17 protein-coding genes are annotated in these 24,477 nt (G+C 61.1%); 10 read left to right on the top strand and 7 right to left on the bottom strand.

Annotated features, from left to right (window positions below):
* Positions 1–351 precede the first annotated feature (351 nt).
* Positions 352–1,806, top strand: coding sequence for a TrkH family potassium uptake protein (locus QF010_RS17875; protein ID WP_429512299.1), 1,455 nt, complete (start codon positions 352–354; stop codon positions 1,804–1,806).
* Here the strand turns inward: QF010_RS17875 and QF010_RS17870 are convergent.
* Positions 1,763–2,824: an AraC family transcriptional regulator gene (locus tag QF010_RS17870; protein ID WP_429533632.1), complete on the bottom strand. Its 1,062-nt coding sequence runs from the start codon at positions 2,822–2,824 to the stop codon at positions 1,763–1,765. The genes QF010_RS17875 and QF010_RS17870 overlap by 44 nt on opposite strands.
* A 160-nt stretch (positions 2,825–2,984) precedes the next feature.
* On the opposite strand from QF010_RS17870, the gene QF010_RS17865 reads away from it, so the two are divergent.
* Positions 2,985–3,296 carry an Mpo1-like protein gene (locus QF010_RS17865; protein ID WP_008156143.1) on the top strand — a complete coding sequence of 104 codons (312 nt, stop codon included), beginning with the start codon at positions 2,985–2,987 and terminating at the stop codon, positions 3,294–3,296.
* A 99-nt stretch (positions 3,297–3,395) separates the two neighbouring features.
* A complete protein-coding gene (locus QF010_RS17860; protein WP_033055921.1) occupies positions 3,396–3,986 on the top strand; it encodes an HD domain-containing protein in 591 nt (196 codons plus the stop codon).
* Positions 3,987–4,037: 51 nt separating this feature from the next.
* On the opposite strand, the gene QF010_RS17855 is transcribed toward QF010_RS17860, so the two are convergent.
* On the bottom strand, positions 4,038–4,853 hold the full coding sequence (locus tag QF010_RS17855) for a UDP-2,3-diacylglucosamine diphosphatase (RefSeq protein ID WP_033055919.1): 816 nt from the start codon (positions 4,851–4,853) through the stop codon (positions 4,038–4,040).
* Between the two features lie 136 nt (positions 4,854–4,989).
* Between QF010_RS17855 and QF010_RS17850 the strand changes: the two genes are divergently transcribed.
* Positions 4,990–5,754 (top strand): helix-turn-helix transcriptional regulator, encoded by a 765-nt coding sequence (locus QF010_RS17850; RefSeq protein WP_033055917.1) that lies wholly within the window; start codon positions 4,990–4,992, stop codon positions 5,752–5,754.
* Positions 5,755–5,974: 220 nt separating this feature from the next.
* Entirely contained in the window at positions 5,975–6,868 is an 894-nt protein-coding gene (locus QF010_RS17845) for a DMT family transporter (protein ID WP_033055916.1), read from the top strand.
* On the opposite strand, the gene QF010_RS17840 is transcribed toward QF010_RS17845, so the two are convergent.
* The 4 genes from QF010_RS17840 to recQ form a co-directional block, all read right to left on the bottom strand.
* Positions 6,862–7,149: an Rdx family protein gene (locus QF010_RS17840; RefSeq protein WP_033055915.1), complete on the bottom strand. Its 288-nt coding sequence runs from the start codon at positions 7,147–7,149 to the stop codon at positions 6,862–6,864. The genes QF010_RS17845 and QF010_RS17840 overlap by 7 nt on opposite strands.
* Positions 7,150–7,181: 32 nt before the next feature.
* Positions 7,182–8,972, bottom strand: coding sequence for a motility hub landmark protein FimV (locus tag QF010_RS17835; protein WP_429533631.1), 1,791 nt, complete (start codon positions 8,970–8,972; stop codon positions 7,182–7,184).
* A 128-nt stretch (positions 8,973–9,100) separates the two neighbouring features.
* Positions 9,101–9,535: a MarR family transcriptional regulator gene (locus QF010_RS17830; RefSeq protein WP_033055913.1), complete on the bottom strand. Its 435-nt coding sequence runs from the start codon at positions 9,533–9,535 to the stop codon at positions 9,101–9,103.
* A 119-nt stretch (positions 9,536–9,654) separates the two neighbouring features.
* Positions 9,655–11,781, bottom strand: coding sequence for a DNA helicase RecQ (gene recQ, locus QF010_RS17825; RefSeq protein WP_046055971.1), 2,127 nt, complete (start codon positions 11,779–11,781; stop codon positions 9,655–9,657).
* A gap of 415 nt (positions 11,782–12,196) precedes the next feature.
* On the opposite strand from recQ, the gene QF010_RS17820 reads away from it, so the two are divergent.
* From QF010_RS17820 to QF010_RS17800, 5 genes are all read left to right on the top strand, one after another.
* Entirely contained in the window at positions 12,197–12,784 is a 588-nt protein-coding gene (locus tag QF010_RS17820; protein ID WP_008156162.1) for a UPF0149 family protein, read from the top strand.
* Between the two features lie 10 nt (positions 12,785–12,794).
* Positions 12,795–13,190, top strand: coding sequence for a YbaN family protein (locus tag QF010_RS17815; protein ID WP_282380752.1), 396 nt, complete (start codon positions 12,795–12,797; stop codon positions 13,188–13,190).
* Between the two features lie 227 nt (positions 13,191–13,417).
* Positions 13,418–14,125 carry a cysteine protease LapG gene (gene lapG, locus QF010_RS17810; protein WP_429533630.1) on the top strand — a complete coding sequence of 236 codons (708 nt, stop codon included), beginning with the start codon at positions 13,418–13,420 and terminating at the stop codon, positions 14,123–14,125.
* A gap of 22 nt (positions 14,126–14,147) precedes the next feature.
* Entirely contained in the window at positions 14,148–16,088 is a 1,941-nt protein-coding gene (gene lapD, locus QF010_RS17805) for a cyclic di-GMP receptor LapD (protein WP_429533629.1), read from the top strand.
* A gap of 731 nt (positions 16,089–16,819) precedes the next feature.
* Positions 16,820–17,179 (top strand): DUF6124 family protein, encoded by a 360-nt coding sequence (locus QF010_RS17800; protein ID WP_429533628.1) that lies wholly within the window; start codon positions 16,820–16,822, stop codon positions 17,177–17,179.
* 241 nt (positions 17,180–17,420) lie between these two features.
* Here the strand turns inward: QF010_RS17800 and QF010_RS17795 are convergent, their stop codons facing one another.
* Positions 17,421–24,050, bottom strand: coding sequence for a retention module-containing protein (locus tag QF010_RS17795; protein ID WP_429533627.1), 6,630 nt, complete (start codon positions 24,048–24,050; stop codon positions 17,421–17,423).
* Between the last annotated feature and the right edge of the window lie 427 nt (positions 24,051–24,477).

The raw sequence follows: 24,477 nt of genomic DNA, 5'->3' as shown, positions 1-24,477 counted from the left end.
GCTTTGATTTTCTTTTTGGCCGGGGCGGTTGTTGTTGGTTGCGCGGGCGTCCCTCTGTCGCGGGCGGGGGGTTTGTTTTTCCCCCCCCCCCCCCCCCCCCCCCCCCCCCGCCCCCGCCCCCCGCCACAACCCGAAGGGCCGGGCCTGCTGTTGTGCAGGGCTGCGTTGCTCGGAGCTTATTTGGAATGACCAAACTACGCTCCTCGCGCCTTGCCCTGCACAACAGCAGACCCGGCGCGGCACAGGCAATAATTGATGGCAGGCCCGGCAACCACCTCGGGAGTGCCGGTTTACATAGCAGGCCCCACAGGTAGAATGGCGCCCTTCCCTATTTCAGCCCGAGCGGACTTCATGGCGTTGCCGACCTTACGGACTATTGGTTTCATCATCGGCATCTTCCTGATCACACTGGCCATCTCCATGGTCGTGCCCATGGCCACGCTGGTGATTTTCGACCGCACCAGCGACCTGCCGTCGTTCCTCTGGGCGAGCATGATTACCTTTGTCGCCGGCCTCGCGCTGGTTATCCCCGGTCGCCCGGAACATGTACACCTGCGTCCGCGAGACATGTACCTGCTGACCGTCAGCAGCTGGCTGGTGGTGTGCATCTTCGCCGCGCTGCCGTTCCTGCTGACCCAGCACATCAGCTACACCGATTCGTTCTTCGAAAGCATGTCCGGCATCACCGCCACCGGTGCGACGGTGCTCACGGGCCTGGATAACATGTCTCCCGGCATCCTGATGTGGCGCTCATTGCTGCACTGGATCGGTGGCATCGGCTTTATCGGCATGGCGGTAGCGATTCTGCCACTGCTGCGCATCGGTGGCATGCGGCTGTTTCAGACCGAGTCGTCGGACCGTTCCGAAAAAGTCATGCCCCGTTCGCACATGGTGGCGCGTTTGATCGTTGCGGCCTACGTCGGCATCACCATTTTCGGCAGCCTGGCGTTCTGGTGGGCCGGGATGAGCCCGTTCGATGCGATCAACCACGCGATGTCAGCGATTTCCACCGGCGGTTTCTCAACGTCCGACCAGTCTCTGGCCAAGTGGCCGGAGCCTGCTGTGCATTGGGTCGCGGTCGTTATCATGATTCTTGGTGCCCTGCCGTTCACCCTGTATGTAGCGACCTTGCGCGGTAACCGCAAAGCACTGATCAAGGATGAACAGGTTCAGGGGCTGCTCGGCATGTTGCTGGTGACCTGGCTGGTGCTCGGCACCTGGTATTGGTGGACCACCCAGCTGCATTGGCTGGAAGCCCTGCGGCATGTGGCGCTGAACGTGACCTCGGTGGTCACGACCACAGGATTTGCGCTGGGGGACTACAGCCTCTGGGGCAATTTCTCGCTGATGCTGTTCTTCTATCTGGGCTTTATCGGCGGCTGTTCGGGCTCGACCGCTGGCGGGATCAAAATTTTCCGCTTCCAGGTCGCGTACATCCTGCTCAAGGCCAACCTTAACCAGTTGATTCACCCGCGCGCGGTGATCAAGCAGAAGTACAACGGTCACCGTCTCGACGAAGAAATCGTGCGTTCGATTCTGACCTTTTCGTTCTTCTTCGCCATCACCATCTGCGTCATCGCGCTGCTGTTGTCGCTGCTCGGTGTGGACTGGATGACCGCCCTCACCGGCGCGGCCGCCACGGTGTCTGGCGTCGGTCCGGGGCTGGGCGAGACGATTGGCCCGGCGGGCAACTTTGCCACTCTGCCGGACGCCGCCAAGTGGATTCTCTCGTTCGGCATGCTGCTGGGCCGACTCGAGATCATTACGGTGTTTGTTCTATGTATTCCGGCATTCTGGCGTCACTGACAGGCGCAGACACGCCCATCAGCCGCGACCGGTACTCGCCGGGGGTGGCGTCGAACCAGCGGCGGAAAGCGCGGAAGAAGTTGCTCGGATCGGCGAACCCCAGCAGGTAGGCAATTTCCAGCAGGGTCATGGTCGGCTGCGCCAGGTACTGCTCTGCCAATTCACGTCGGGTGTCGTCCAATAACGTCTGAAAACTCGTACCCTCTTCCTGCAAGCGTCGCTGCAAGGTGCGTTGCGACAAGTGCAACGTCTGCGCCACGGTATCGCGCTTGGGTTCGCCCTGGGGCAGCAAACGGCACAGCACCTGCCGCGCCTTGTGGGTCACGCGACTCTCGGAAAACCGCGCCAGGTATTCACCGGCAAACCGGTCATGCAACAGCGCCATCGCCTCATTCGCGGTCGGCAGCGGTGCCTCCATGTCCGCGCGTTCGAAGATCAAGGCGTCATACGGTGCGTTGAACACCAAAGGCGCATGGAAGGCTTGTTTATAGGGTTCGAGATCGACGGGCTGATCGCCCTGCACCAGCACCTTGCGCGGTTGCAGGGTGCGCCCGGTCAACCAGCCGCACAGCGCCAGGGCACAAGCCAGTGACGCTTCGGCGCTCTGCCGGGTTGGTGGCAGGTGGTCGCCGTGGACCGTCAGAATCAGCGCGTAGCCTTCTTCCAACAATCGGAAACTCAGGTCGGCACTTTCCGCAATGATCCGTTGATAGCGCACCAGCCGTTGAAAGCCTTCGGCCAAGGTCTGGCTGGACATCAAGGCGTAGCCCGCCACATGGAAGGAGGCTGGTCGCACCACCTTGCCCATGTTCAAGCCGATCGCCGGGTTGCCGGACAGCTCAACCGCGCGCTGCCACAGACGTGTCATGGAATCTTGCGGGAAGCGCGCGTCCGGATCATCCAGTGCCGCGTAGTCGAGCCCCAGCTGCTTGAACAGAACCCGGCAATCCAGGCCGTCCATCTCCAGTGCTTTGACAATCCCCATCGCCCAGCTTGCAGAAGTCGTTCGTTCGCTCATGTCGTCCACTTACATGATGAGCCGCATGCTACGGCCAATTTCCGAAGGATACTAAAGTGGCGCCTATTGTCACTGGCTGATACCAATGATCACTCTAGACTCAAATAAGCTACCCGCAGAACATCTTGCAGTCAGAACAATAACCACAGAGATCGCAGTCGTGGAAAACATCAAACGTTTCAACAGCTTCGCTGAGTTCTACCCGTATTACCTCAGCGAACACAGCAACAGCACCTGCCGACGACTGCACTTTATCGGCACAACGCTGGTTATTTTTATCCTGGCCCTGACCATCGGCAAAGGCGCCTGGCTGCTGTTATGGGCCCTTCCGCTGGCGGGTTACAGCTTCGCCTGGGCCGGGCATTTCTTCTTCGAGAAGAACCGTCCTGCGACCTTTCAACATCCGTTTTACAGCCTGCTCGGCGATTTCGTGATGTACCGAGACATGATTCTGGGTCGCGTGCCGTTCTAGGCCCGATGGGCCACAAAAGCGTCCTGCGCGGCCAGTGCGGCATTGGATCCAGGTTCTACACTCAAAAAATCCCTTTCGATAAGAACAAGAGGATAGCCGATGAATGCCAGCGCCCGTTTCACCCACATGCAGGACGGCACGCAGGAAGACTGGGCGATCATCGCCGCAGATTTCAGTGCCTATGCGAGGCAACTGCCGACACGGATTGTGGCGCACCTGAAATTACTGGAGGGTGATTTTGGCGGCTTCCCGGTGGATCGCCTGACCCATTCCCTGCAAACCGCCAGTCGTGCCTGGCGCGATGGCCGCGATGAAGAATACGTGGTCTGCGCGCTGCTTCACGACATCGGCGACACCTTGGGTTCCTACAACCATCCGGACATCGCTGCGGCAATCCTCAAGCCGTTCGTCAGCGCCGAGAACCTGTGGATGGTCGAGAAACACGGAATTTTCCAGGGGTATTACTTCTTCCATCATCTAGGGATGGACCGGCATCTGCGCGAGCAATTCAGCGGACATCCGCAGTATCAGGCGACCATTGAGTTTTGCGCCAAATACGATGCGGCGGCGTTTGATCCGGCGTATGACACCCTGCCGTTGAGCTTCTTTGAGCCGATGATGGAGCGGTTGTTTGCGCAGCCCAAGCATTCAATTTACAAGGCGGCGATGGAAGAACATTCGCCAGCCTGAAAACTGCCGGGGACTGCTGCTCGCGAAGAGACCCGCCCAAGCACCTTGTTCTTAAGCCGGTTCTGCGATTTTGACGGCCTTCAACTCGGCCTCCCGCGCCTGGGCATCCGCCAATCGATACAACTCGATCGAGCCATCCCAATGCTCGATCAGCGCAGTGCACGACTCCACCCAATCCCCGCAATTGAGGTAATCCACTCCGCCGACCTTGCGTATCTCGGCATGGTGAATGTGCCCGCACACCACGCCGTGCAACTCGCGTTTGACGCATTCGTGAGCGATGGCTTCTTCGAAATCGCTGATGAAGCTGACCGCGGTTTTGACCTTGTGCTTGAGGTACGCCGACAGCGACCAGTAACCGTAGCCATAGCGTGCGCGCCAATGGTTGAGCCAGCGGTTGAGGGTCAGGGTGAATTCGTAGGCCGAGTCGCCGAGAAAGGCCAGCCAGCGGTGATACCGGGTGATCACATCAAACTGATCGCCGTGGATCACCAACAGATGCCGGCCATCGGCGGTCACGTGCACCGCCTCGTCCACTAATTGGATATTGCCCAGAATCAGCTTCGAGTAGCGGCGCAGGAATTCGTCGTGGTTGCCGGTGACGTAGATCACCTCGGTGCCGCGCTTGCTCATGGTCAGCAAGCGGCGGATCACGTTCGTGTGCGCCTGAGGCCAGTACATGCCGCTGCGCAGCTTCCAGCCATCGATAATGTCGCCGACCAGGTAGACCTTGTCCGCGTGATAACCCTTGAGAAACTGCGACAGGTGTTCGGCCTGGCAATCCCGGGTGCCCAGATGCACGTCGGAAATCCACAAGGTCCGTACACGTTGCTTACGACTGGGTTTGGCGAGCTCGGCGCTGGTCATGGGCAACCCTCTGGATAAGTTTTTGCAAGCTTGCGCCGGTCGGGTTAATTGCCCATGACAGTGGCGAGTCAGTCCTGTGACAGCGCCCCACGATTGCCCACGGTGTAAACTGGCAACCTTGCCCGGGAGACCTGCGATGAGACCGATCCTCACGCTACGCCAATACACGCATGACCTGATCGTCCATAGCCACGACCACGCGCAGCTGGTGTTCGGGCTGTCGGGTGCGCTGGATTTCGAGGTCGACGGGCATGGCAGCCAGGTGGTCCAGCAGAGTTTCGTGGTGGTGCCGTCCGGTTTCCATCACGCCTGCGGTAGCGCCAATGGCAGCCGTTGCCTGGTGCTGGATGTGCCCAGCGACCAATGGGTTGCTCAGTCCCTGGGTGATCACGCCGAGGCCAGCCGTCGTTTGCTCGACAACGCCGGTCGCCTGCCGCTGGATGCCGGTCAAAGCCAATTGGTCAGTTGGTTGGCGGGCAGTCAGGTCAGCGATCCATTGATCGCGCAACAAGGCGCGGTGTTGCTGCTGGCCAGCCTCAACAACGCCAAACCCGAGATCGTCGGCGGTCGGCGCCTGCCTTATGCGGCGCTGAATGCGCACATCGATCAGTACGCAGCCTATCCACTTCAAGTCGCCGATCTGGCGCGCGTCGCTGGTCTGTCCAGCGCTCGGCTGCATGCACGGTTCGTTGCTGAATGCGGGCAGACGCCGATGGATTACATCCGCAGTCGACGGCTCCATATCGCTGTGGGACTGCTGCGGGATTCGCCATTGCCCATTGGCGAGGTAGCCAGTCGAGTGGGTTACAGTTCGCAGAGTGCATTTGCTGCAGCGGTGTTGCGGGAGTTTGGCGCATCGCCTGGCAAGTTGCGGCGCGAGGCTGGCGACAAAGAACGATAGTCTGGCGACAGACGTAGCTGGGCATTGCACGATTAAATGTAGCAGCTGGCGAAGCCTGCGTCCGGCTGCGAAGCAGCCGTAAAACTGCATGCACGGTGCATCAGAAAGACCGCGGTGCCCTGATATTACGACTGCTTCGCAGCCGGACGCAGGCTTCGCCAGCTGCTACAGGGGACGGCGTTGTCTCCGGCCTGGCTCTATACGTTTCTCAAGGATTGCAATGACTCCCCGTACCGCCCTTGGCGCTTTGCATATCGGCGCACTGATGTTCGGCCTGACCGGTGTGTTCGGCAAACTCGCTGCGGCTTCCCCCGCCATTATCGTTTTTGGTCGTGCCGCGTTCGCTGTGCTGGCGTTGGCCGTGTTTGCGCGGTTCGCCAGCACTACTCGCTGGCAGAAACTCGAGGCTGTGGACTGGCGCCGACTGTTGCTCAGCGGCTTGTTGCTGGCCGGACACTGGGTGAGTTTTTTCATTGCAGTGAAGGTCGCGGGCGTGGCAATCGCGACCCTGGGTTTCGCCAGCTTCCCGGCGTTTACCGTGATCCTTGAAGGGTTGATCTTCCGCGAGCGGATTCGCGCCAACGAAATCCTGCTGGTGGTGCTGGTCAGTGTCGGGCTGGTGCTGGTCACCCCTGACTTCGATCTGGCCAGCGGCGCCACCACTGGCCTGCTGTGGGCGGTGGGCTCAGGTTTGCTGTTCTCTCTGCTATCGCTGACCAACCGTGCCAGCTCCGGGCGAATCCCGGCGGTGCAGGCTGCGCTGTGTCAGAACGTGGTGGTCGCGTTGTGCCTGTTGCCGATTGCGGCACCGCAGTTGAGTGAAGTGCGCGCCATCGACTGGTTGTGGATCGGTCTACTCGGGGTGTTCTGCACCGGCGTCGCCCACAGTCTTTTTGTCGCCAGCCTGGCAGTGATCAAGGCGCGGACCGCGGCCGTGGTGTTCGCCCTTGAGCCGGTTTACGGCATCACCATGGCCTGGCTGCTGTTTGATGAAAATCCGACGCTGCGCATGCTGCTCGGTGGCGCGTTGATCATCGTGGCGATCGTGGTCTCCAGCCGACTCTCGGGCGGCTCAAGCAAGAAGACCGTTGCGGCAGAAGCCGCCTCTCACTGAGTGCGGTCGTTGTGCCCCAGGTCGCGGTCCGGATCAATTTGATCGCGGACCCGCTGCTTCAGCACTTTGGCCTCTGGGAAACCGCCATCCGCCTTGCGCTCCCAGATCTGAACGTCGTCACAGAAAATGTGAAACACCCCACCGGTGCCGGGCACCAGCGACACTTTGCCCAAGTCGTCACCGAAGGTGCTGAGCAGTTCCTGGGCCAGCCAGGCAGCACGCAACAGCCACTGGCATTGCGTGCAATACGTGATGATGATTTCCGGTTTGCGTGCAGTCATGATCGGCGAAACTCCTGAGCCAGAGGGCGCCGCTATGATAGCCCGGCGAGCAGGTTCCGGGCGGTCTGCTTCAGCGGCTCGTTACCTTCCTTGAGCAACTCGTTGAGCAGTTCGATGGCGCTGTCCACATCGCCATCATCAATGCAGGTCTGGGCTTGCTCCAGTTTGTCGGCGCTGCTCGGCTCGGCCGGTTCCAGGTTCAGCGGTTCCAGTTCCAGCGACTGGCCGGGATCGCTGAACTCGTTGAGAAAGGTGTCATCCAGAGACGGCGAATCAGGCTCGGCGACCCATTCAAGTTCGGGCTCATCCAGCGTCGAGTCGTCGGGCATCTCAAACACCTCAGGCAAGACGTGCAGGTTCGAGACAAACGGCGGCTCGACCGGCGCGGATTCGCTCGATGGCTTCGCGGCGGACGGCGAGTCCTCAAAAGGGCTGATCAAATCCCAACTCGAATCCATCGACAGGTCATCCAGGTTCAACTGGAATTCATCCTTGGGCGCTGCTTCGGGTATCGCAGCCTTGGGGGGAGTGATTGGCGCTGCGACGGTCAACGCTACCGCACTGCTCAATTTCGGGTGTCGGGCGCGAATATTCTTAAGTTCTTGCAGGTCGTATCCGGCGTCACGCAGGTTGTTTTCCTGTGTTTCATAGGCGGCTACGTCACCCTGTTTACCCAAGACTTCCAACAGCTGAACGGCCAGATCCGTACGCTGTGGCTCTTTGATCAGCGCCTCTCGCAACAAACCGGCCGCTTCGGAAAAACGGCCATAGGCCAGATAGATTCCAACCCCTTCGAGCACATCGCCGGCGGGCGTCTCACCACCCGATTCAGTTGCCGGTTGCAACGCTGACGATCGGGCAACCGGTTCTGCCGTGCGATTGAGCACCGGTTCATGCCGTGACGGCAAAACAGGTAAAGCGTCGGGCAAGGCCTGAACCTGTTGTCGTTGACGCCGAACGAACAACCCCAGCAACACCAGAGCCACCACCGCCAGCAGCCCCAGAATAAGCCCCCAGTGGGTGGCCTCAGGATCTTCAACAACAACCGGCGCGGGAGCCTCAACGGAGGGTGCAACCGGCTCCACCGCAGAGGTCTTGATTTCCGCCAATTGGGTTTGTAGTTCAGTCACCTGCTTTTTCTGACCGGCAACCTGCTCCTCCTGGGCCTGGAGCTTCGCAGTCAAATCATTGATGGTTGCTTGCAGCTGCTGGTTTTGCAGCACGCTGGCGGCCAGTTGCTCGGCAACGGGATCACTCTCAGGCGCGGCGGCAGGTTGATCAACGCGAGGAACAGAGGGCTTTTTGCCCTTCGCCGCAGGTGGCTTTGCAACGGCCGGCTCAACCGTCGGGAATCCGGAGGGCTGAACGTCGGTCACCGGTTCGTCAGTGACGGGAACGATCCCCGGCGAACCCGGCGGATCGATCAGCACCGTGTACTCGCGCAGAACGCGCCCGTTGGGCTGATTGAGCTGCACCAGGAAATTCAGGAAAGGTTCATTGACCGGTTTGCTGGAGCTCACCCGGATCAGGCTGCGGTTGCCGCGCAGGATCGGGGTGAATTTCAGATTATTGAGAAAGAACACCCGATCGACTCCAGCGCGGCTGAACTCGTCCGCTGTCGCCAGGCTGACCGAGAGCTCACCCTCCTCCAGACCTGCGGCATCTTCCAGTGCGATATCGGCGCGCAACGGCTGATTCAGCGCCGAATGCAGGGTGATATCACCCAGGCCCAACGCGGGCGCCAATGCCGAGTAAGTGACGGCACCACCGACCAGAAGCAGCCTGGCGCAACACCGTAAAGCCATGTGCCAACTCTCGAGCATGAGCATCCCTTAGATAACCAGAACCATCTTGTACGCGTTCGCACCTCCGGTACGAACACGATATTGCTAAGTAGTTCTTTATAGTCTGCCCAACGGGGTCTCTCAAAAATCCAGCGTGCGGTTTTACCTCAAGACTTTTCGAGGTTGGCCAGAATGTGCCCGTGGACACGCATGCAGATCTTCAAGTCCGCCTCATCGACGCCTTCGAACAACTCGTGGCGCAGTTGGGTGGCAATGGTTTCAATTTGTTCGATCAAGGGAAGGGCCGGGGCACAGAGGACGATTTTCTTCGCCCGGCGGTCTTCCAGCACCGATTGACGTTGCACCAGTCCCTGGCTTTCGAGGCTGTCGAGCAGTCGCGCCAGGGTCGGCCCTTCAACGCCGACGCTCTGCGCCAGTTCACGTTGGGTCGGGGCATCCTCAAAACGCGCCAGGTGCAGCAGCACCAGCCAGCGCGCCTGGGACAGCCCCAGGCCAGCCAGACGGCGGTCCAGTTCGGCACGCCAGCCGCGCGACATCTGGGCCAGTTGCATGCCAAAGCGGTGTTGGTCGGTTAACGGCATAAAACACTCATGATTAGACTGAAATAAAGAAAAACTAATTATTAGTCAGCTAAGCATGACCCTTCGCCAGAGGCAAGGCTTGCTCTGTACTGAATCGTTACATCTATGTGGCAGGTCACCTAAATCTCGAATTCGGATTGCAGCGCCGCCCGAACACAGTACAAAACCCCTTCCGGAACCTTCCCGGTGAACAGTGCGGCAATCTCCGACACGGGCGGTAATTCGCCCTCGCCGTCGAGGAACGCGTCCTGGATTTCGCCCATCAACTCTTCGGGCAGATCCAGTGCTTGCTCCAGCGACAACTGCTGCTTGCCAATCGCTTCGGCGAGCAGCGTGTAGACGTTCTTTTCCGAGCATTGCAGCTGACCGGCGATCTGCAACGGTGTCATGCCGGCGCGGGCCAGGGTGATCAGTTCGTGACGCAGGTCGGCCACCACTTTCGGCGCCTCGACTTGCCCGCCGAGGACTTCGAGGAAGGCCTCGCCGTAACGCTCCAGCTTGCGCGCGCCAACACCGCTGACCGTGGCCATTTCCGACAGCGAGGTCGGTTGGCTGCGGAGCATTTCCAGCAGTGTCGAGTCGGGGAAGATGACGTACGGCGGCACGCCATGCTCCTCGGCGAGCTTGCGGCGCAGGGCGCGCAGGGCTTCCCACTGTTCGCGTTCTTCGCCGCGAACCAGTTGGCTCGCCTGGCTCTTGCTGCTCTTGGCCGTGGTTTGCGGCTTGAGGTCGCGACGCAGCTCCAGGGTCACTTCGCCCTTGAGCAGTGGTCGACAGGTGTCACTCAGGCGCAGGCCGCCGTAGCCTTCGAGGTCGATGTCCGCCAGACCGCGGGCCACCAGTTGTCGGAACAAGGAGCGCCATTCGCTCTCGCCCATTGCTTTGCCAACGCCATACACCGACAGGTGTTGATGGCCGAAGCTGCGAACCTTTTCGTTGTCCTTGCCCAGCAATACATCGACCAAGTGCCCCACGCCGTAGCGCTGGCCAGTGCGATAGATCGCCGAAAGCGCCTGACGGGCCGGCTCGGTGGCGTCCCAGGTCTGCACGCCATCGACGCAGTTGTCGCAATGGCCGCACGGCTCGGGCATGTCTTCGTCGAAATAGGCCAGCAGCGTCTGGCGACGGCAGCGGGTTTCTTCGCAGAGCGAGAGCATGGCATCGAGCTTGTGCTGCTCCAGACGTTTGTGACGCTCGTCGCCCTCGGAGTTCTGCAGCATCTGCTTGAGCATCACCACGTCTTGCAGGCCGTAAGCCATCCAGGCGTCTGCCGGCAGACCGTCTCGACCGCCGCGACCGGTTTCCTGGTAGTAAGCCTCGAGGGATTTTGGCAAATCGAGGTGAGCGACAAAGCGCACGTTGGGCTTGTCGATGCCCATGCCGAACGCCACGGTGGCGACCATGATCAGGCCTTCCTCATTGAGGAAGCGCTTCTGGTGGTGAGCCCGGGTATCGTTGGGCAGACCGGCGTGGTACGGCAGCGCCGGGAAGCCTTGCTCGCTGAGGAACACCGCCACTTCGTCGACTTTCTTGCGCGACAGGCAATAGACGATGCCGGCATCGCTGCGCCGTTCGGCGAGGAACGCCAGCAGCTGCTTGCGCGGCTGCTCTTTGGGCACGATGCGATAGAAGATGTTGGGGCGGTCGAAACTCGACAGGAAACGCTCGGCATCCTGAAGATGAAGGCGGTCGACGATTTCTTCCCGGGTACGCTTGTCGGCGGTCGCGGTCAGGGCGATGCGCGGGACGTTGGGGAACAATTCCGCCAACTGGCCCAATTGCAGATATTCGCGGCGGAAGTCGTGGCCCCATTGGGACACGCAGTGGGCTTCGTCGATGGCGAACAGGGAAATCTCAAGACTTTGCAGGAACGCCAGCATCCGTGGCTGAACCAGACGCTCGGGCGCGAGATAAAGCATTTTCACTTCACCTCGCTTGATCCGTGCCGCCAGATCGCGCTGCTGCTCGGCGCTAAGCGTGGAGTTCAATGCCGCCGCGGCGACGCCCAGCTCTTCGAGGGTGGCGACCTGGTCGTCCATCAGGGCGATCAGCGGCGACACCACCACCGCCAGGCCTTCGCGCAACAGCGCCGGCACCTGGAAACACAAGGACTTGCCGCCACCGGTAGGCATCAGCACCAGGGCGTCGCCGCCACTGGCCACGCGCTCAATGATTGCACCCTGACGGCCACGGAAACTGTCGTAGCCGAAGATGTCCTTGAGGACGCGTTGAGCCTGTTCGAGCATAGAAACTCCAAAAATCACAAAAACATCCCTGCAAGGCTGGTTCAGAACCACGAAGGCTGCACCGACAAATCGTAAGTGCGCATTGCATGACGCTTCACATTTCAGCCGCGACGCCGGCAGGGCATCACAAAACGCGCGAGTATACCCGACCCCTCCGCTGCAAAGGGTGCCGCTGATAAGACACACGAATGCCAATGCAACAAAGAACCCTGTAGGAGTGAGCCTGCTCGCGATGGCGGCGTTACATTCAAAATCAGTGCTGACTGGCCCGCCGCTATCGCGAGCAGGCTCACTCCTACAGGGATTGCGGTGTTTCCTGTTCTTGCGAGGGCTGCAAAAATGCCGCGCGGCTGGCCCAAGCGCTCAAGAAGGCCTAGAATTCCCGCATCTGTTTAATTCCCAAGGTAGCCCTTTAATGTCCTTCGCTGAGCAACTAACCCGTTTGCAAGTCTTCCTCGACGCCGACGAACTGCATGACGAGGCGCTGGACTACGTGGCCGCCCACGGCTACCTCACTGCGCTGTCGATCTGTTCCGAAACCGTTCCCGACCGTGAATGGATCGACGCCCTCTTCGCCGAAGAACCGCATTACGCCGACGACACCGAGCGTGAAGCGATCGAATCCACCCTGCTGGCCCTCAAGGCTCACATCGCTCGCCAATTGGCATCCGATGAAGAGTTCGAGCTGCCTTGCGACCTGGACCTGGGCGAAGAGCCGGATGACTCCGACCTGCGCGGCTGGTGCATCGGCTTCATGGAAGGCGTGTTCCTGCGCGAAGCGGCCTGGTTCGAAACCGCCGAAGACGAAGTCAGCGAAATGCTGCTGCCGATCATGGTCGGTTCGGGTCTGTTCGACGAACAGCCTGAGTTCGAAGACATCGCCAAAGACGCCAACCTGATGGATGACATGATCGTACAGATCCCGGAAGCCCTGACCGCGCTGTACCTGCTGTGCCAGGCGCCAGACGAAAAACCGGCGATCCTCAAGCCTCGTCACCACTAAGGTTTTGCCTATGGACAACCCCATAGGCAACCGCTCCCTGATGTTGCGTTACGTGCTGCTGGCCATCGGCTGGCTGAGCGTAGCGCTGGGGGTGATCGGGATTTTCCTGCCGGTGTTGCCCACCACGCCCTTCCTGCTGCTGGCGGCCGCCTGCTTCGCCCGCAGTTCGCCGCGTTTCTATCATTGGCTGGTTGAACATCCGCGGCTTGGGCCGTGGGTTCGCGATTACCTGAGCGGCAACGGCATCCCGCTCAAGGGCAAGGTCTACGCCATCGGCCTGATGTGGGCGAGCATCCTGCTTTCCTGTTACCTGGTGCCCTTGCCGTGGGCGCGGGGGTTCATGCTGACCAGCGCCGTTCTGGTGACCGTCTACATCCTCAAACAGAAAACCCTGCAAAAGCCCTGAAAACACCCCCCCTGTAGCAGCTGGCGAAGCCTGCGTTCGGCTGCGAAGCAGTCGTGAAATCAGGCGGCGCGGTCTTCCAGTTAAATCCGGGATCCAGGGTTTACGACTGCTGCGCAGCCGAACGCAGGCTTCGCCAGCTGCTACACGTCAGCGTACCAACCCGACGATCAACCCTCCCTTTCAAAAAACCGCCTAGACTTCAGGCATCTGCACCCGAGCGGCCAGACATGTCCCGCAGTCCGCGTCGTCCAGGATGGTCAACGCTCCGACTTCGGCTCGGCGGATGGCTGTTGCTGATCACTTTTCTGTTGGCCGGGCTGGGCAGTGTCGGGGCCAACTGGAGTTTTACGCAGATTCTGCAAACCGCCGAAGATCGCTACGGCACCCTCGGCCCGGGACGGGGAAGGATCGAGGCCTGGGGGCAGATGCTGCAAAGCGAAGTCAATGCCCCCGAGCGCGAGCAACTGAACGCGGTCAATCGCTTCTTCAATCAGCAACTGAGCTTTCTGGACGACATCCGCATCTGGCACCAGACCGATTACTGGGCCACGCCCGTCGAATCCCTGATCAAGGGGTCCGCTGATTGCGAGGACTACGCACTGGCGAAATATTTCAGCCTGCGCTACCTGGGAATTCCCAGCGAAAAACTACGCATCACCTACGTGAAAGCCCTGACCCAGAACCAGGCGCACATGGTGCTGACGTACTACAACAGTCCCACGGCCGATCCGCTGGTGCTGGACAACTTGATCGGCGAGGTCCGCCCCGCCTCCCAACGCAAAGACTTGCTGCCGGTGTACGCCTTCAACGTAGAAGGTCTGTACTTGCCGGGCGCCAATGGCGGCAAACGCAGCAGCGACTCAAAAAAACTGTCGCGCTGGCAGGACGTACTGAAAAAGATGCAGGCCGAAGGGTTCGCCGTGGGCGACGGCTAGCCACCTGAGCAAGGAGCGATTTATGTCACTGCGTAAACAGTTGTTTCTCGCCATCTGCCTGTTCTTGCTGGTGGCGTTCAGCGGCAGTTTTTTTGTTAGCCTGGAAAGCTCTCGCGACCAGATGCTCGGCCAGTTGCGCTCCCACGCCCAGGACGCCGCCACCGCGTTGGGTTTGTCGTTGACGGCACAAATCGATGACCCGGCCATGATCGAATTGATGGTCAGCTCGATTTTCGACAGCGGTTACTTCAGCAGCATTCGAATCATTAACATCGAGGATGCGCAGGTGCTGGTGGAGCGCAGTGCGCCGGGGCAAATCGAGGGCGTTCCCACCTGGTTTGTGAACCTGGTCAACCTGCACCCGCCCGGTGGCGAAGCGCTGATCATGCGCGGCTGGGTCCAGGCGGCACGGGTCGAAGTGTTGAGCAATCCGCAGTTCGCCCTGGCCAAACTCTGGGACAGCACCCTCGGCAGCCTGATCTGGTTGCTGGTGTGCGGCCTGCTCAGTGCCGTGTTTGGTGGCTGGTTGCTGCGCCGGCAATTTCGTCCACTCGACACCATGGTCAGACAGGCCGAAGCCATCAGCAAACGCGAGTTCCTCAGCCTGCCGAAACTGCCGCGCACACCGGAGTTGAAACGCGTGGTATTGGCCATGAACCAGATGGTCGAGAAGCTCAAGACGCTGTTCGCCGAAGAGGTCGCGCGCAGTGAAAAACTGCGGGCCGAGTCCTATCAGGACAGCCTTACCGGCCTGGCCAATCGACGCTTGCTGGATGAAGAATTGGCCGACGAGTTGCTGGTCTCCGAGCAGAGCAGCGACGGCCATTTGCTGATGCTGCGAATCAACGATCTGGTCGGTCTCAACCAACGCTTGGGTGGCCAGCGCACCGATGCGCTGATCAGCGCCGTCGGTGAATTACTCAAGCGCCTGACCCAGCCACCGGAACGTCGCACCTGGCTAGCCGCGCGCAATCGCGGCGGTGAATTCAGCCTGCTGACGCCAGGCCTGGACAGCGCCGACGCCGCACGCCTGGCCAGCGAAATCAGCGCCACCCTGGAAAACCTGCGCCTGACCGGCGCCAGCGACTCCATGCCGGTGGCGCATTTGGGGATCGCCCCTTACCACCCCGGCGAGCCCGCCAGTGACGTGCTGATGCGACTGGATCAGGCGTTGACCGAAGCCCGGCAACATCCCGAGCGCCCGTGGGTCCACTTGGCCGATGCCATCACCGCGCCGACCCCATCCCAAAACGACTGGCAAACCTGGATCGACGACGCCTTGAACCAAGGCAAGATGCAGTTGTATTTCCAGCCAGTGGTGCAATGCGCCGACACCAGTCAGGTACTGCATCACAAAGTCCTCGCGCGCCTGCTCGACCCGCAGGGCGAGGCCATTGCGGCCGGGCACTTCCTGCCGTGGATCGAGCGACTCGGCTGGTCGGCGAGGTTCGACCTGGCCATGCTCGAAGCCACCCTCGACTACCTCATCATCAATCGTTGGCCGCTGGCGTTAAGCCTGTCCGGCAGCACCCTGCGCGATCCAGCGCAGCTGCAACACATCCTCGACATGCTCGAATCGCTGCCCGAACTCGCGCCGCTGCTGATTCTGGAAATCGACGAACGCCAACTGCCCCCTCAGGAAGAACTGCAACGCCTGAGCCACAGCCTGCTCAACACCGGTTACCGCATCGGCCTGCAGCATTTCGGCGGCAGCTTCGGCCAGATCGGCAACCTGGCTCAACTGGGGCTGGCTTACTTGAAAATCGATGGGGCGTACATCCGTCACATTGATGAGCAGAGTGATAAACGGCTATTTATCGAAGCGATATTTCGGGCGACCAACAGCATTGATTTGCCGTTGATTGCGGAGATGGTGGAGACCAAAGGGGAGCTGGAGGTGATCCGGGAGTTGGGATTGTTTGGGGTGATGGGGCGGTTGATTGGGCCGCCGGAGCCGATGTGAGGGGTTCGACCGTTCGTCGTAAACGTGGGTTTACCTGTCAGATATGACAGTAGGCAAACACTCACGCCGACTATCTAATTCATCCCTATCGGTGCCTCCCATTCGAGAAGCCGGGCGCCTCTATGGAAGGTACGTACTCATGAACAACCCTGTGACAAACGCTGCCACCGCGTCCAGTGGACAAGTCGTTGTATTTCCGCCCGATCGCGGCATCGGCGTTCTGGCAGTCGTCCCTCCCTACCAAAAGAATAAGGACAGGATAAGGGGACGGATCTATTTAATATTGAGCGTTTAAAAAGATCGCAGCCTGCGACAGTTCATACAGCGGATTGCATTTGATCCTGCTGGAGTTGCCGGGGGCTGTGATCTTTTGCTTTTAAACTATGGCGTTTAAAAACACTTCCGGACACGCCTCCCAGGCTACACATCCTTGCGCCATTGCCTACAGCTACGCCAGAATCCGCCGGCTTGTGCGCCTTGGGGGTGGGTTCTATTGTGGTCCGGTCGCTGACGAATCAGCGATCGGGTTTGGTAGCCCGGCTTAGACTTGGCGCATAGCGTCACCCGATACAGGCCCTTCCGGGGCTGTGTATTTATGGTGGTCATGCGCAGGGCGTCTTCGGGCGCGCCGGTTTTCCAAGTCACCGGTCTACCAACCTTCGTATGGCCACCACCCCTTCGTTTGGTAGCGAAAGATGATGGCTCCTTTTCTATGATTTGGAGATTCATCCATGTTCAAACCCACACCCAACCCGCCCGAAACCGCCCCCACCTCCCCCTACGAATCCCTCGATTCGAAAAAACTCCACGAAGCCGCTGACCGCGCGCTCGACCACTACCTCTGCCCGCCCGGCTCCACGCCGCCCCCACGTAAAACCCGCGGGATGTATGCCGTGACCGCGGACACAAAAAACGAGGAACTGTTGACCGATGCCTGCGAAACTCTCGCTTCGGCAAAGACCATCGCCCAGGACTTCGCCGGCCAGTTGCCGGGGCCGCAGCGCCGGACGGTGTTGGGGATTACGCAGTTGATCATGCTCGGGGAACTGGCGGTGAATCGGGTGCTGGATAATCTGGAGTTGCCGGGCTGACCGAGGCCTGAGGAACACTTACTGATTGATTCGGTGTCCATTCTGGCCCTTCGTGAGCAAGCCCGCCCACATTGGATCGTTGTCGAACACAAAATCTGTGATCCCTGAGGATCAACTGTGGGAGCGGGCTTGCTCGCAAAGGCTGACTCACCGACGACACATCTCTTCAGACAGAAAAAACCCGCCGCACCGTTTGATCGGGCGGCGGGTTTTGTCGTTTCAGGCTCGAATCAAAAGCCGATCACACCGTATCAACCTTCAACGAATGATCATTCAACATCCCGTTGATAATCGTCGCCGTATCGTGCCCCCCCGCAATCACCCCACCCGCCCCCGGCGTTACGCCGTAATGGCTGGCCAGGTTCACACCCGCCAGGTCGATGGTTTGGTTCGGCGCGGCGCCAGCCATGGCGGTGACGTCGATGCTGGTGACCAGTGAGTCGCCGCTGCCGGTGACTTTGAAGTGCAGGTAGTCATCCAGCGACGCCGCGGTGCTGTTTTCCCCTTGCAGCAGTTGCGACAGGTCGAGTTTGTCGATGCCCGGTGTGAAGTCGGTGACCACGTCGTGGCCGCTGTTGCCTTTGAGCCACTGGAAGGTGTCGGCACCGCTGCCGCCGGTGAGGCTGTTGTTGCCCAGGCCGCCAATGAGGAAGTCGTCGCCGCCCCCACCGTTGAGCATGTCGTTACCCAGGCCGCCGTTGATGATGTTGCTGTGGTTGTCGCCGGTGAGGCTGTCGTTGAAGTTCGAGCCGGTCAGGTTTTCGATCGCCGTCAGGGTGTCGGTCCCGGCGCCCGCCGTGTTCTGCGCACCGAGTACGCCCAGATTGACCGTGACGCCGGCCGTGGCGTGGGCATAACTCGCGGTGTCGACGCCGGTGCCGCCGTCGAGCAGGTCGTTGCCCGCGCCGCTGTAAAGCAAGTCATTGCCGGCGCCACCGTGCATTTCGTTGTTGCCGGAACCGGCGGTGAGCACGTCGTTGCCGTCGCCGGCATTGATCACGTTGTTACCGTCGCCCGCCACCAGTACATCATCGCCTGCCGTGCCGGTGAGGGTGTGGCCGTCCTGATAGGTGATGGTCACGGCGGCGTTGTCGCTGCCGCCATGGCTGTCGTTGGCGGCGTAGGTGCCGTGGGCGTCGGGCGTGATGTCGTGGGCACCGGCATAGTTGACGGTCATGGTCAGTTGGTAGTTTTCCGCCCCCTTCCCGCTGTTGCCCGGACCACCGTTGTCGATGTTGGTGATGTGGATCTGGTAGGTGCTGTCCGACGTTGCGGTGAGGGTTTGCCCGTCCGCGAGGGCGATCCATGCGCCGCCGTTGATTGAGTACTCCATGGCGACATGACCGGCCGCCAGGTTGTGATCCAGGTTAAGGGTTTCACCCTGTTTGAGGTCGACGGTGATGCGGTCCTCATCGTGGGGGTTGTTGACCGCTCCCAGCGCCCCGCTGACGACCAACACCGCCGTCATGGCTGCCGTGTTGGCGACGAATGCACTGCGGGCGAGAGTCACCGCCTGCACGTTACCGCCGGTAAAGCTGAAGTTCTGATTGGTGCCGGTGAAGTCCGCGCCTTTGGCAATCCAACCGGTGCTGACGGTGGTCGGCGAAGCGGTCAGCGGATCGCCATTCGGATCGGTGTCGTTGGCCAGCAGCAACTCGCCCGGCACCACGATGTTGCCCGACAGCACGTTGGTGATGATGTGGTCATCGACCACCACCGGCGGCGCGTTCGCAATGACTGTCGACACCGAGCTGGCCTGGTCGCCACTGTTGTCGCTGATGCAGCTATTGTTCACGTCGATGGTGATGGTGGTGGTCCTCTCGTCGCCATCGCCATCGCTCAAGGTGTAGGTGAACACGTCGGTCGCACCGGGACCGTTCACGGCGTTCGGGTTGCTGTGATAGACCGCGTTGCCCGCGGCATCCAGCGTCAGGTAACCGTAGGTGCCATTGATCTGGCTGTTGAGGCCGCCGATGGCCGAGGTCGAGGTGTCTGAACCGGCACGCACGCCGACCACCCCAATCCCATCGGCATCGTTGAAGTCGTTCGCCAGCACGTTGCCACTGACGGTGCCGCCCTCCGCTACCGAGGCCGCGTCGGGGTTGGCGGTCGGCAGGTCATCGACGATTTTGACCACGATGGTGCTGGTGGTGGAATGGCCCAGGGCGTCGGTGGCTTGGTAGGTGAAGCTTTCGCTCAGGGTGTTGGCGCCGTCGTTCGCATGCGGCGTGGTGCTTGGCGCCGACGTCAGCGTGTAGGTATAGGAGCCATCAGGATTGAGCAGGATTTGCCCGTAGGTGCCAGTGGCGCTGCCGACCAGCGTGTAGGTGATCGCGCCGACCGCACCGCTGACAGAACCAACCAGCGTGCCACTGGCGGTTTCAAGCGTGTGTTCCGGCTGACTGCCGGTAACGGTGCCGGGCGCCAGGTCCTGGCCGTCCTTGTTCAGGTCGAGGGCTTTTTCGTAGACGGTCACGTCACTGTCGCTGACCGCGCTGATGCAGCTGTTGATCACGTCGATGGTGATGGTGGTGGTGCTTTGGTCGCCGTCGGCATCGCGCACGGTGTAGGTGAACACGTCGGTCGCCCCGGGGTCGCTCACGGCGTTCGGGTTGCTGTGATAGACCGCGTTGCCGTTGGCGTCCAGCGTCAGGTAACCGTAGGTGCCATTGATCTGGGTGTTGAGGCCGCCAACCGCCGAGGTCGAGGTGTCGGAACCGGCCCGCACGCCGACCACCGCGCCGCCTGCGGCGAGGCCATCGGCGCCGCCGAGGTCGTTCCACAGCACGTTGCCACTGACGGTGCCGCCTTCGGCGACCGAGGTCTCGTCGGCATGGGCAATCGGCTGATCATCGACGATTTTGACCACGATGGTGCTGGTGGTGCTGTTGCCCAGAGAGTCGGTGGCTTGGTAGGTGAAGCTTTCACTGAGGGTGTTGGCGCCGTCGTTCGCATGCGGCGTGGTGCTTGGCGCCGAGGTCAGCGTGTAGGTGTAGGAACCATCGGGATTGAGCAGGATTTGCCCATAGGTGCCGGTGGCACTGCCGACCAGGGTGTAGGTGATTGCGCCGACTGCGCCGCTGACCGAACCGACCAGCGTGCCGCTGGCAGTTTCTCCGGTGTTGCCCGGTAGGCTGCCGGTGACGGTGCCGGGCGCCAGGTCCTGGCCATCCTTGTTCAGGTCGAGGGCTTTTTCGTAGACGGTCACGTCGCTGTCGCTGGCCGCGCTGATGCCGCTGTTGATCACGTCGATGGTGATGGTGGTGGTGCTTTGGTCACCGTCGGCATCACGCACGGTGTAGGTGAACACGTCGGTCGCCCCGGGGTCGCTCACGGCGTTCGGGTTGCTGTGATAGACCGCGTTGCCCGCTGCATCCAGCGTCAGGTAACCGTAGGTGCCATTGATCTGGCTGTTCAGGCCGCCAACAGCCGAGGTCGAGGTGTCGGAACCGGCCCGCACGCCGATCACCGCGCCGCCTGCGGCGAGACCATCGGCGCCGCCGACGTCGTTCCACAGCACGTTGCCACTGACGGTGCCGCCTTCGGCGACCGACGTCTCGTCGGCATGAGCAATCGGCTGATCATCGACGATTTTGACCACGATGGTGCTGGTGGTGCTGTTGCCCAGAGAGTCGGTGGCTTGGTAAGTGAAGCTTTCGTTCAGGGTGTTGGCGCCGTCGTTTGCATGCGGCGTGGTACTTGGCGCCGACGTCAGCGTGTAGGTGTAGGAACCATCGGGATTGAGCAGGATTTGCCCATAGGTGCCGGTGGCACTGCCGACCAGGGTGTAGGTGATTGCGCCGACTGCGCCGCTGACCGAACCGACCAGCGTGCCGCTGGCAGTTTCTCCGGTGTTGCCCGGTAGGCTGCCGGTGACGGTGCCGGGCGCCAGGTCCTGTCCATCCTTGTTCAGGTCGAGGGCTTTTTCGTAGACGGTCACGTCGCTGTCGCTGGCCGCGCTGATGCCGCTGTTGATCACGTCGATGGTGATGGTGGTGGTGCTTTGGTCACCGTCGGCATCACGCACGGTGTAGGTGAACACGTCGGTCGCCCCGGGGTCGCTCACGGCGTTCGGGTTGCTGTGGTACACGGCGTTGCCGTTGGCATCCAGCGTCAGGTAACCGTAGGTGCCATTGATCTGGGTGTTGAGACCGCCAACCGCCGAGGTCGAGGTGTCGGAACCGGCCCGCACGCCGATCACCGCGCCGCCTGCGGCGAGACCATCGGCGCCGCCGACGTCGTTCCACAGCACGTTGCCACTGACGGTGCCGCCTTCGGCGACCGAGGTCTCGTCGGCATGGGCAATCGGCTGATCATCGACGATTTTGACCACGATGGTGCTGGTGGTGCTGTTGCCCAGAGAGTCGGTGGCTTGGTAGGTGAAGCTTTCGTTCAGGGTGTTCGCGCCGTCGTTCGCATGCGGCGTGGTGCTTGGCGCTGACGTCAGCGTGTAGGTGTAGGAGCCATCAGGATTGAGCAGGATCTGCCCGTAGGTGCCAGTGGCGCTGCCGACCAGGGTGTAGGTGATCGCGCCGACCGCGCCGCTGACCGAGCCGACCAACGTACCGCTGGCGGTTTCGCCCGTGTTGCCGGGCAGGCTGCCGGTGACGGTGCCGGGCGCCAGGTCCTGGCCGTCCTTGTTCAGGTCGAGGGCTTTTTCGTAGACGGTCACGTCGCTGTCGCTGGCCGCGCTGATGCCGCTGTTGTGCACGTCGATGGTGATGGTGGTGGTGCTTTGGTCGCCGTCGCGATCGCGCACGGTGTAGGTGAACACGTCGGTCGCCCCCGGGCCGCTGACGGCGTTCGGGTTGCTGTGGTAGACCGCGTTGCCGTTGGCATCCAGCGTAAGGTAACCGTAGGTGCCATTGATCTGACTGTTCAGGCCGCCGATAACTGGGGTCGAGGTGTCTGAACCGGCGCGCACGCCAACCACCGCGCCCCCTGCGGCGGGGCCATCGGCGCCGGTGACATCGTTCCCCAACACGCTGCCGCTGACGATGCCGCCCTCTGCGACCGAGGTCGAGTCAGGGTTGGCGGTCGGCAGATCATCGACGATGTTGACGTTGATTTGCCCGGTCGCCGTGCTGCCGTCGGCATCGGTGGCAACGACGTCGAAGTTCTCGTAGATGCTGTTGGCGCCATCCGCATTGGGGTGGTCGCTGTCGTAATTCAGGGTGTAGCTGTAGCTCACCACGCCCGTGGCCGGGTCGTAACCGGTGATGGTGAAGGTGGCGCCCGTCCAGGTAGTGGCCGATAGCGGGAAACCTGCCGCCACCCCACCGCTGACCACTGCGACGCCGCTCACGGTCAGGGTTTGCAGGCCATCCGGCGCGTTGACGGTGAAGGTGCCGCTCTGGGTCAGGGCCGGGGCATCAGGGTCGCTGCCGTAGCTGAGGTTTTTTTCGTAGACGGTGATTTCGCCGCCTTCGACGTTCAGGCCGCCAATCGTGACCGGGTCATCGTTGTTATGGATGTTCAGCACAAGCTTGGCAGTGCTGGTGTCGCCGTCGGCATCGGTCAGGGTGTAGGTGAAGGATTCGGTCCCGGTGCCACCCGCGTGCAAGGTTTTGAAGTCGGCGTCGCTGGTGTTCAGGGTGTAGGTGTATGTGCCGTTGGCGTTGAGCACCAGGGTGCCGTATTTACCGGTGAAAGTGCCGCCAACCACCGGCCCGCTCTCGGGTCCGGCAGGAATGCGATCAGCGCCCTGAACGTCGTTGGGCAGCACACTGCCGGTCAGGCTTACCAGAGTTTCCGACGCGGTGCTGGCGTTGTTGTCATCGAACGCCTTGGGCACATCGTCGGTGATGTTGACGTCCAGAGAACCCGTGGCGGTATCGCCATTGCTGTCGCCGGCCACCACGGTGAAGTGTTCGCTGAGGTTGTTGGTGCCGTCACCGGCCGGATGGGTTTCATTGTCGTTGAGGGTGTAGCTGTAACTCACAACCCCCGTGGCCGGGTTGTAGCCGGTGACGGTCAGGGTATTGCCCAACGGGGTGGTGATTGTTTGCGGGAAGCCTGCGGCAACGCCACCGCTGATCACGTTGACCCCACCGATGCTCAGGCTGGTCAGCCCGTCAGGAGCAGACACGCTGAACGTGCCGGTCTTGGTCAGTGCCCCGGGGTTGGGGGCCGAACCGTCGGCCAGGCTGGCCTCATTGAGGGTCAGTTCGCCCCCTGCCACCGACAGGCCGGAAAGGGTCACCGGATTGTTCGGCACCTCAGGAACAACCGGTGTCACAGGAACAATCGGTGCTACAGGATCAACCGGTGTTACAGGAACAACGCCTGCCCCTCCTGATCCACCTGAACCACCTGAACCGCCTGAACCGCCTGCACCATTGTCGCCGTTGCCACCGTTGTCCGGGTTTCCAGCCAGCCGCCCCAAGGGAAATTCGGGAATGCCGTTGAAGCCTGCGGTAGGAAAACCAATAGTCGGATCGACACTCCCGCCCACCTCTTCAAGCATGACAAACGAGTGGCCGCCGCCCAGTGCACCCGGTGCTCCGGTCGAATCCGGTCCGGCCGCCGTGGGGTCAGCGGTCTGGGTCGGGTCGTCGCCGGCAGCGATTGCTTTTTGCAGTTGCTCGACATCGGTCAGTTGCGCCTGAGTCGGCGTTACTGCTTCAGCGGTCTCTACATGGGGTGCCTGATGCGCGAGTAACTGGGGCGTCATCTCCAGACTGCTGCCACGCCCAAGTGTCAGTTCCTGGCCATTTTGCAGATGAACCGCCACCGCGCCTTCGGCCCCGGTGACCAGTTGATCGCCGGTGAATAACCGGTCCCCCTCGACCAGCGCGCGTCGGGTGCCATCGCTCGCAACCGCGAACACCTGACCAATGACCTTACTGACAATACCGATGAGCGTAGCCATGTGCACTTCCTCCGCTGCCAACCGCTGTCGGCATCCTGTTTTTGCGAAGAACGTGCTCCTGGCTCCAACGGGTTGCCTGGCGGAATCGCCTGCTGGCAGCGGTTACCTGAAGTAAGCCGCTGCCCTGGCGCCGTTCTCGCCAAGCGTGCCGCTCGCGGGCGACGTGTCTGCTGCGGGATAAAAACCCTCTGCAATCAATGGCATCGGGATCCACTTGCGCAACAAGTCGCCTTTTGAGCGATGCGTAACGGTTTTGATCCACCAAGGTGACAAAAAACCGTCACCTGAAAACCGTCCGCGTCCCTCCCCTCCAGCACTTCCCCGCCCTAAGTCGATATGTGGATTGGAACTTTCCTCAAGCCCCGCTGAGCGCCCTAAGGCTCATAAATCAAGGGCTTTCGCAGTGAACAATGTGCTGGATTTTACG

The organism is Pseudomonas silensiensis, from assembly GCF_050434865.1.
In the GTDB taxonomy this organism is placed as follows: Bacteria; Pseudomonadota; Gammaproteobacteria; order Pseudomonadales; family Pseudomonadaceae; genus Aquipseudomonas; species Aquipseudomonas fluorescens_W.
The sequence above is the reverse complement of the archived record's forward strand: the minus strand, read 5'-3'. Positions and strand labels throughout refer to the sequence as shown.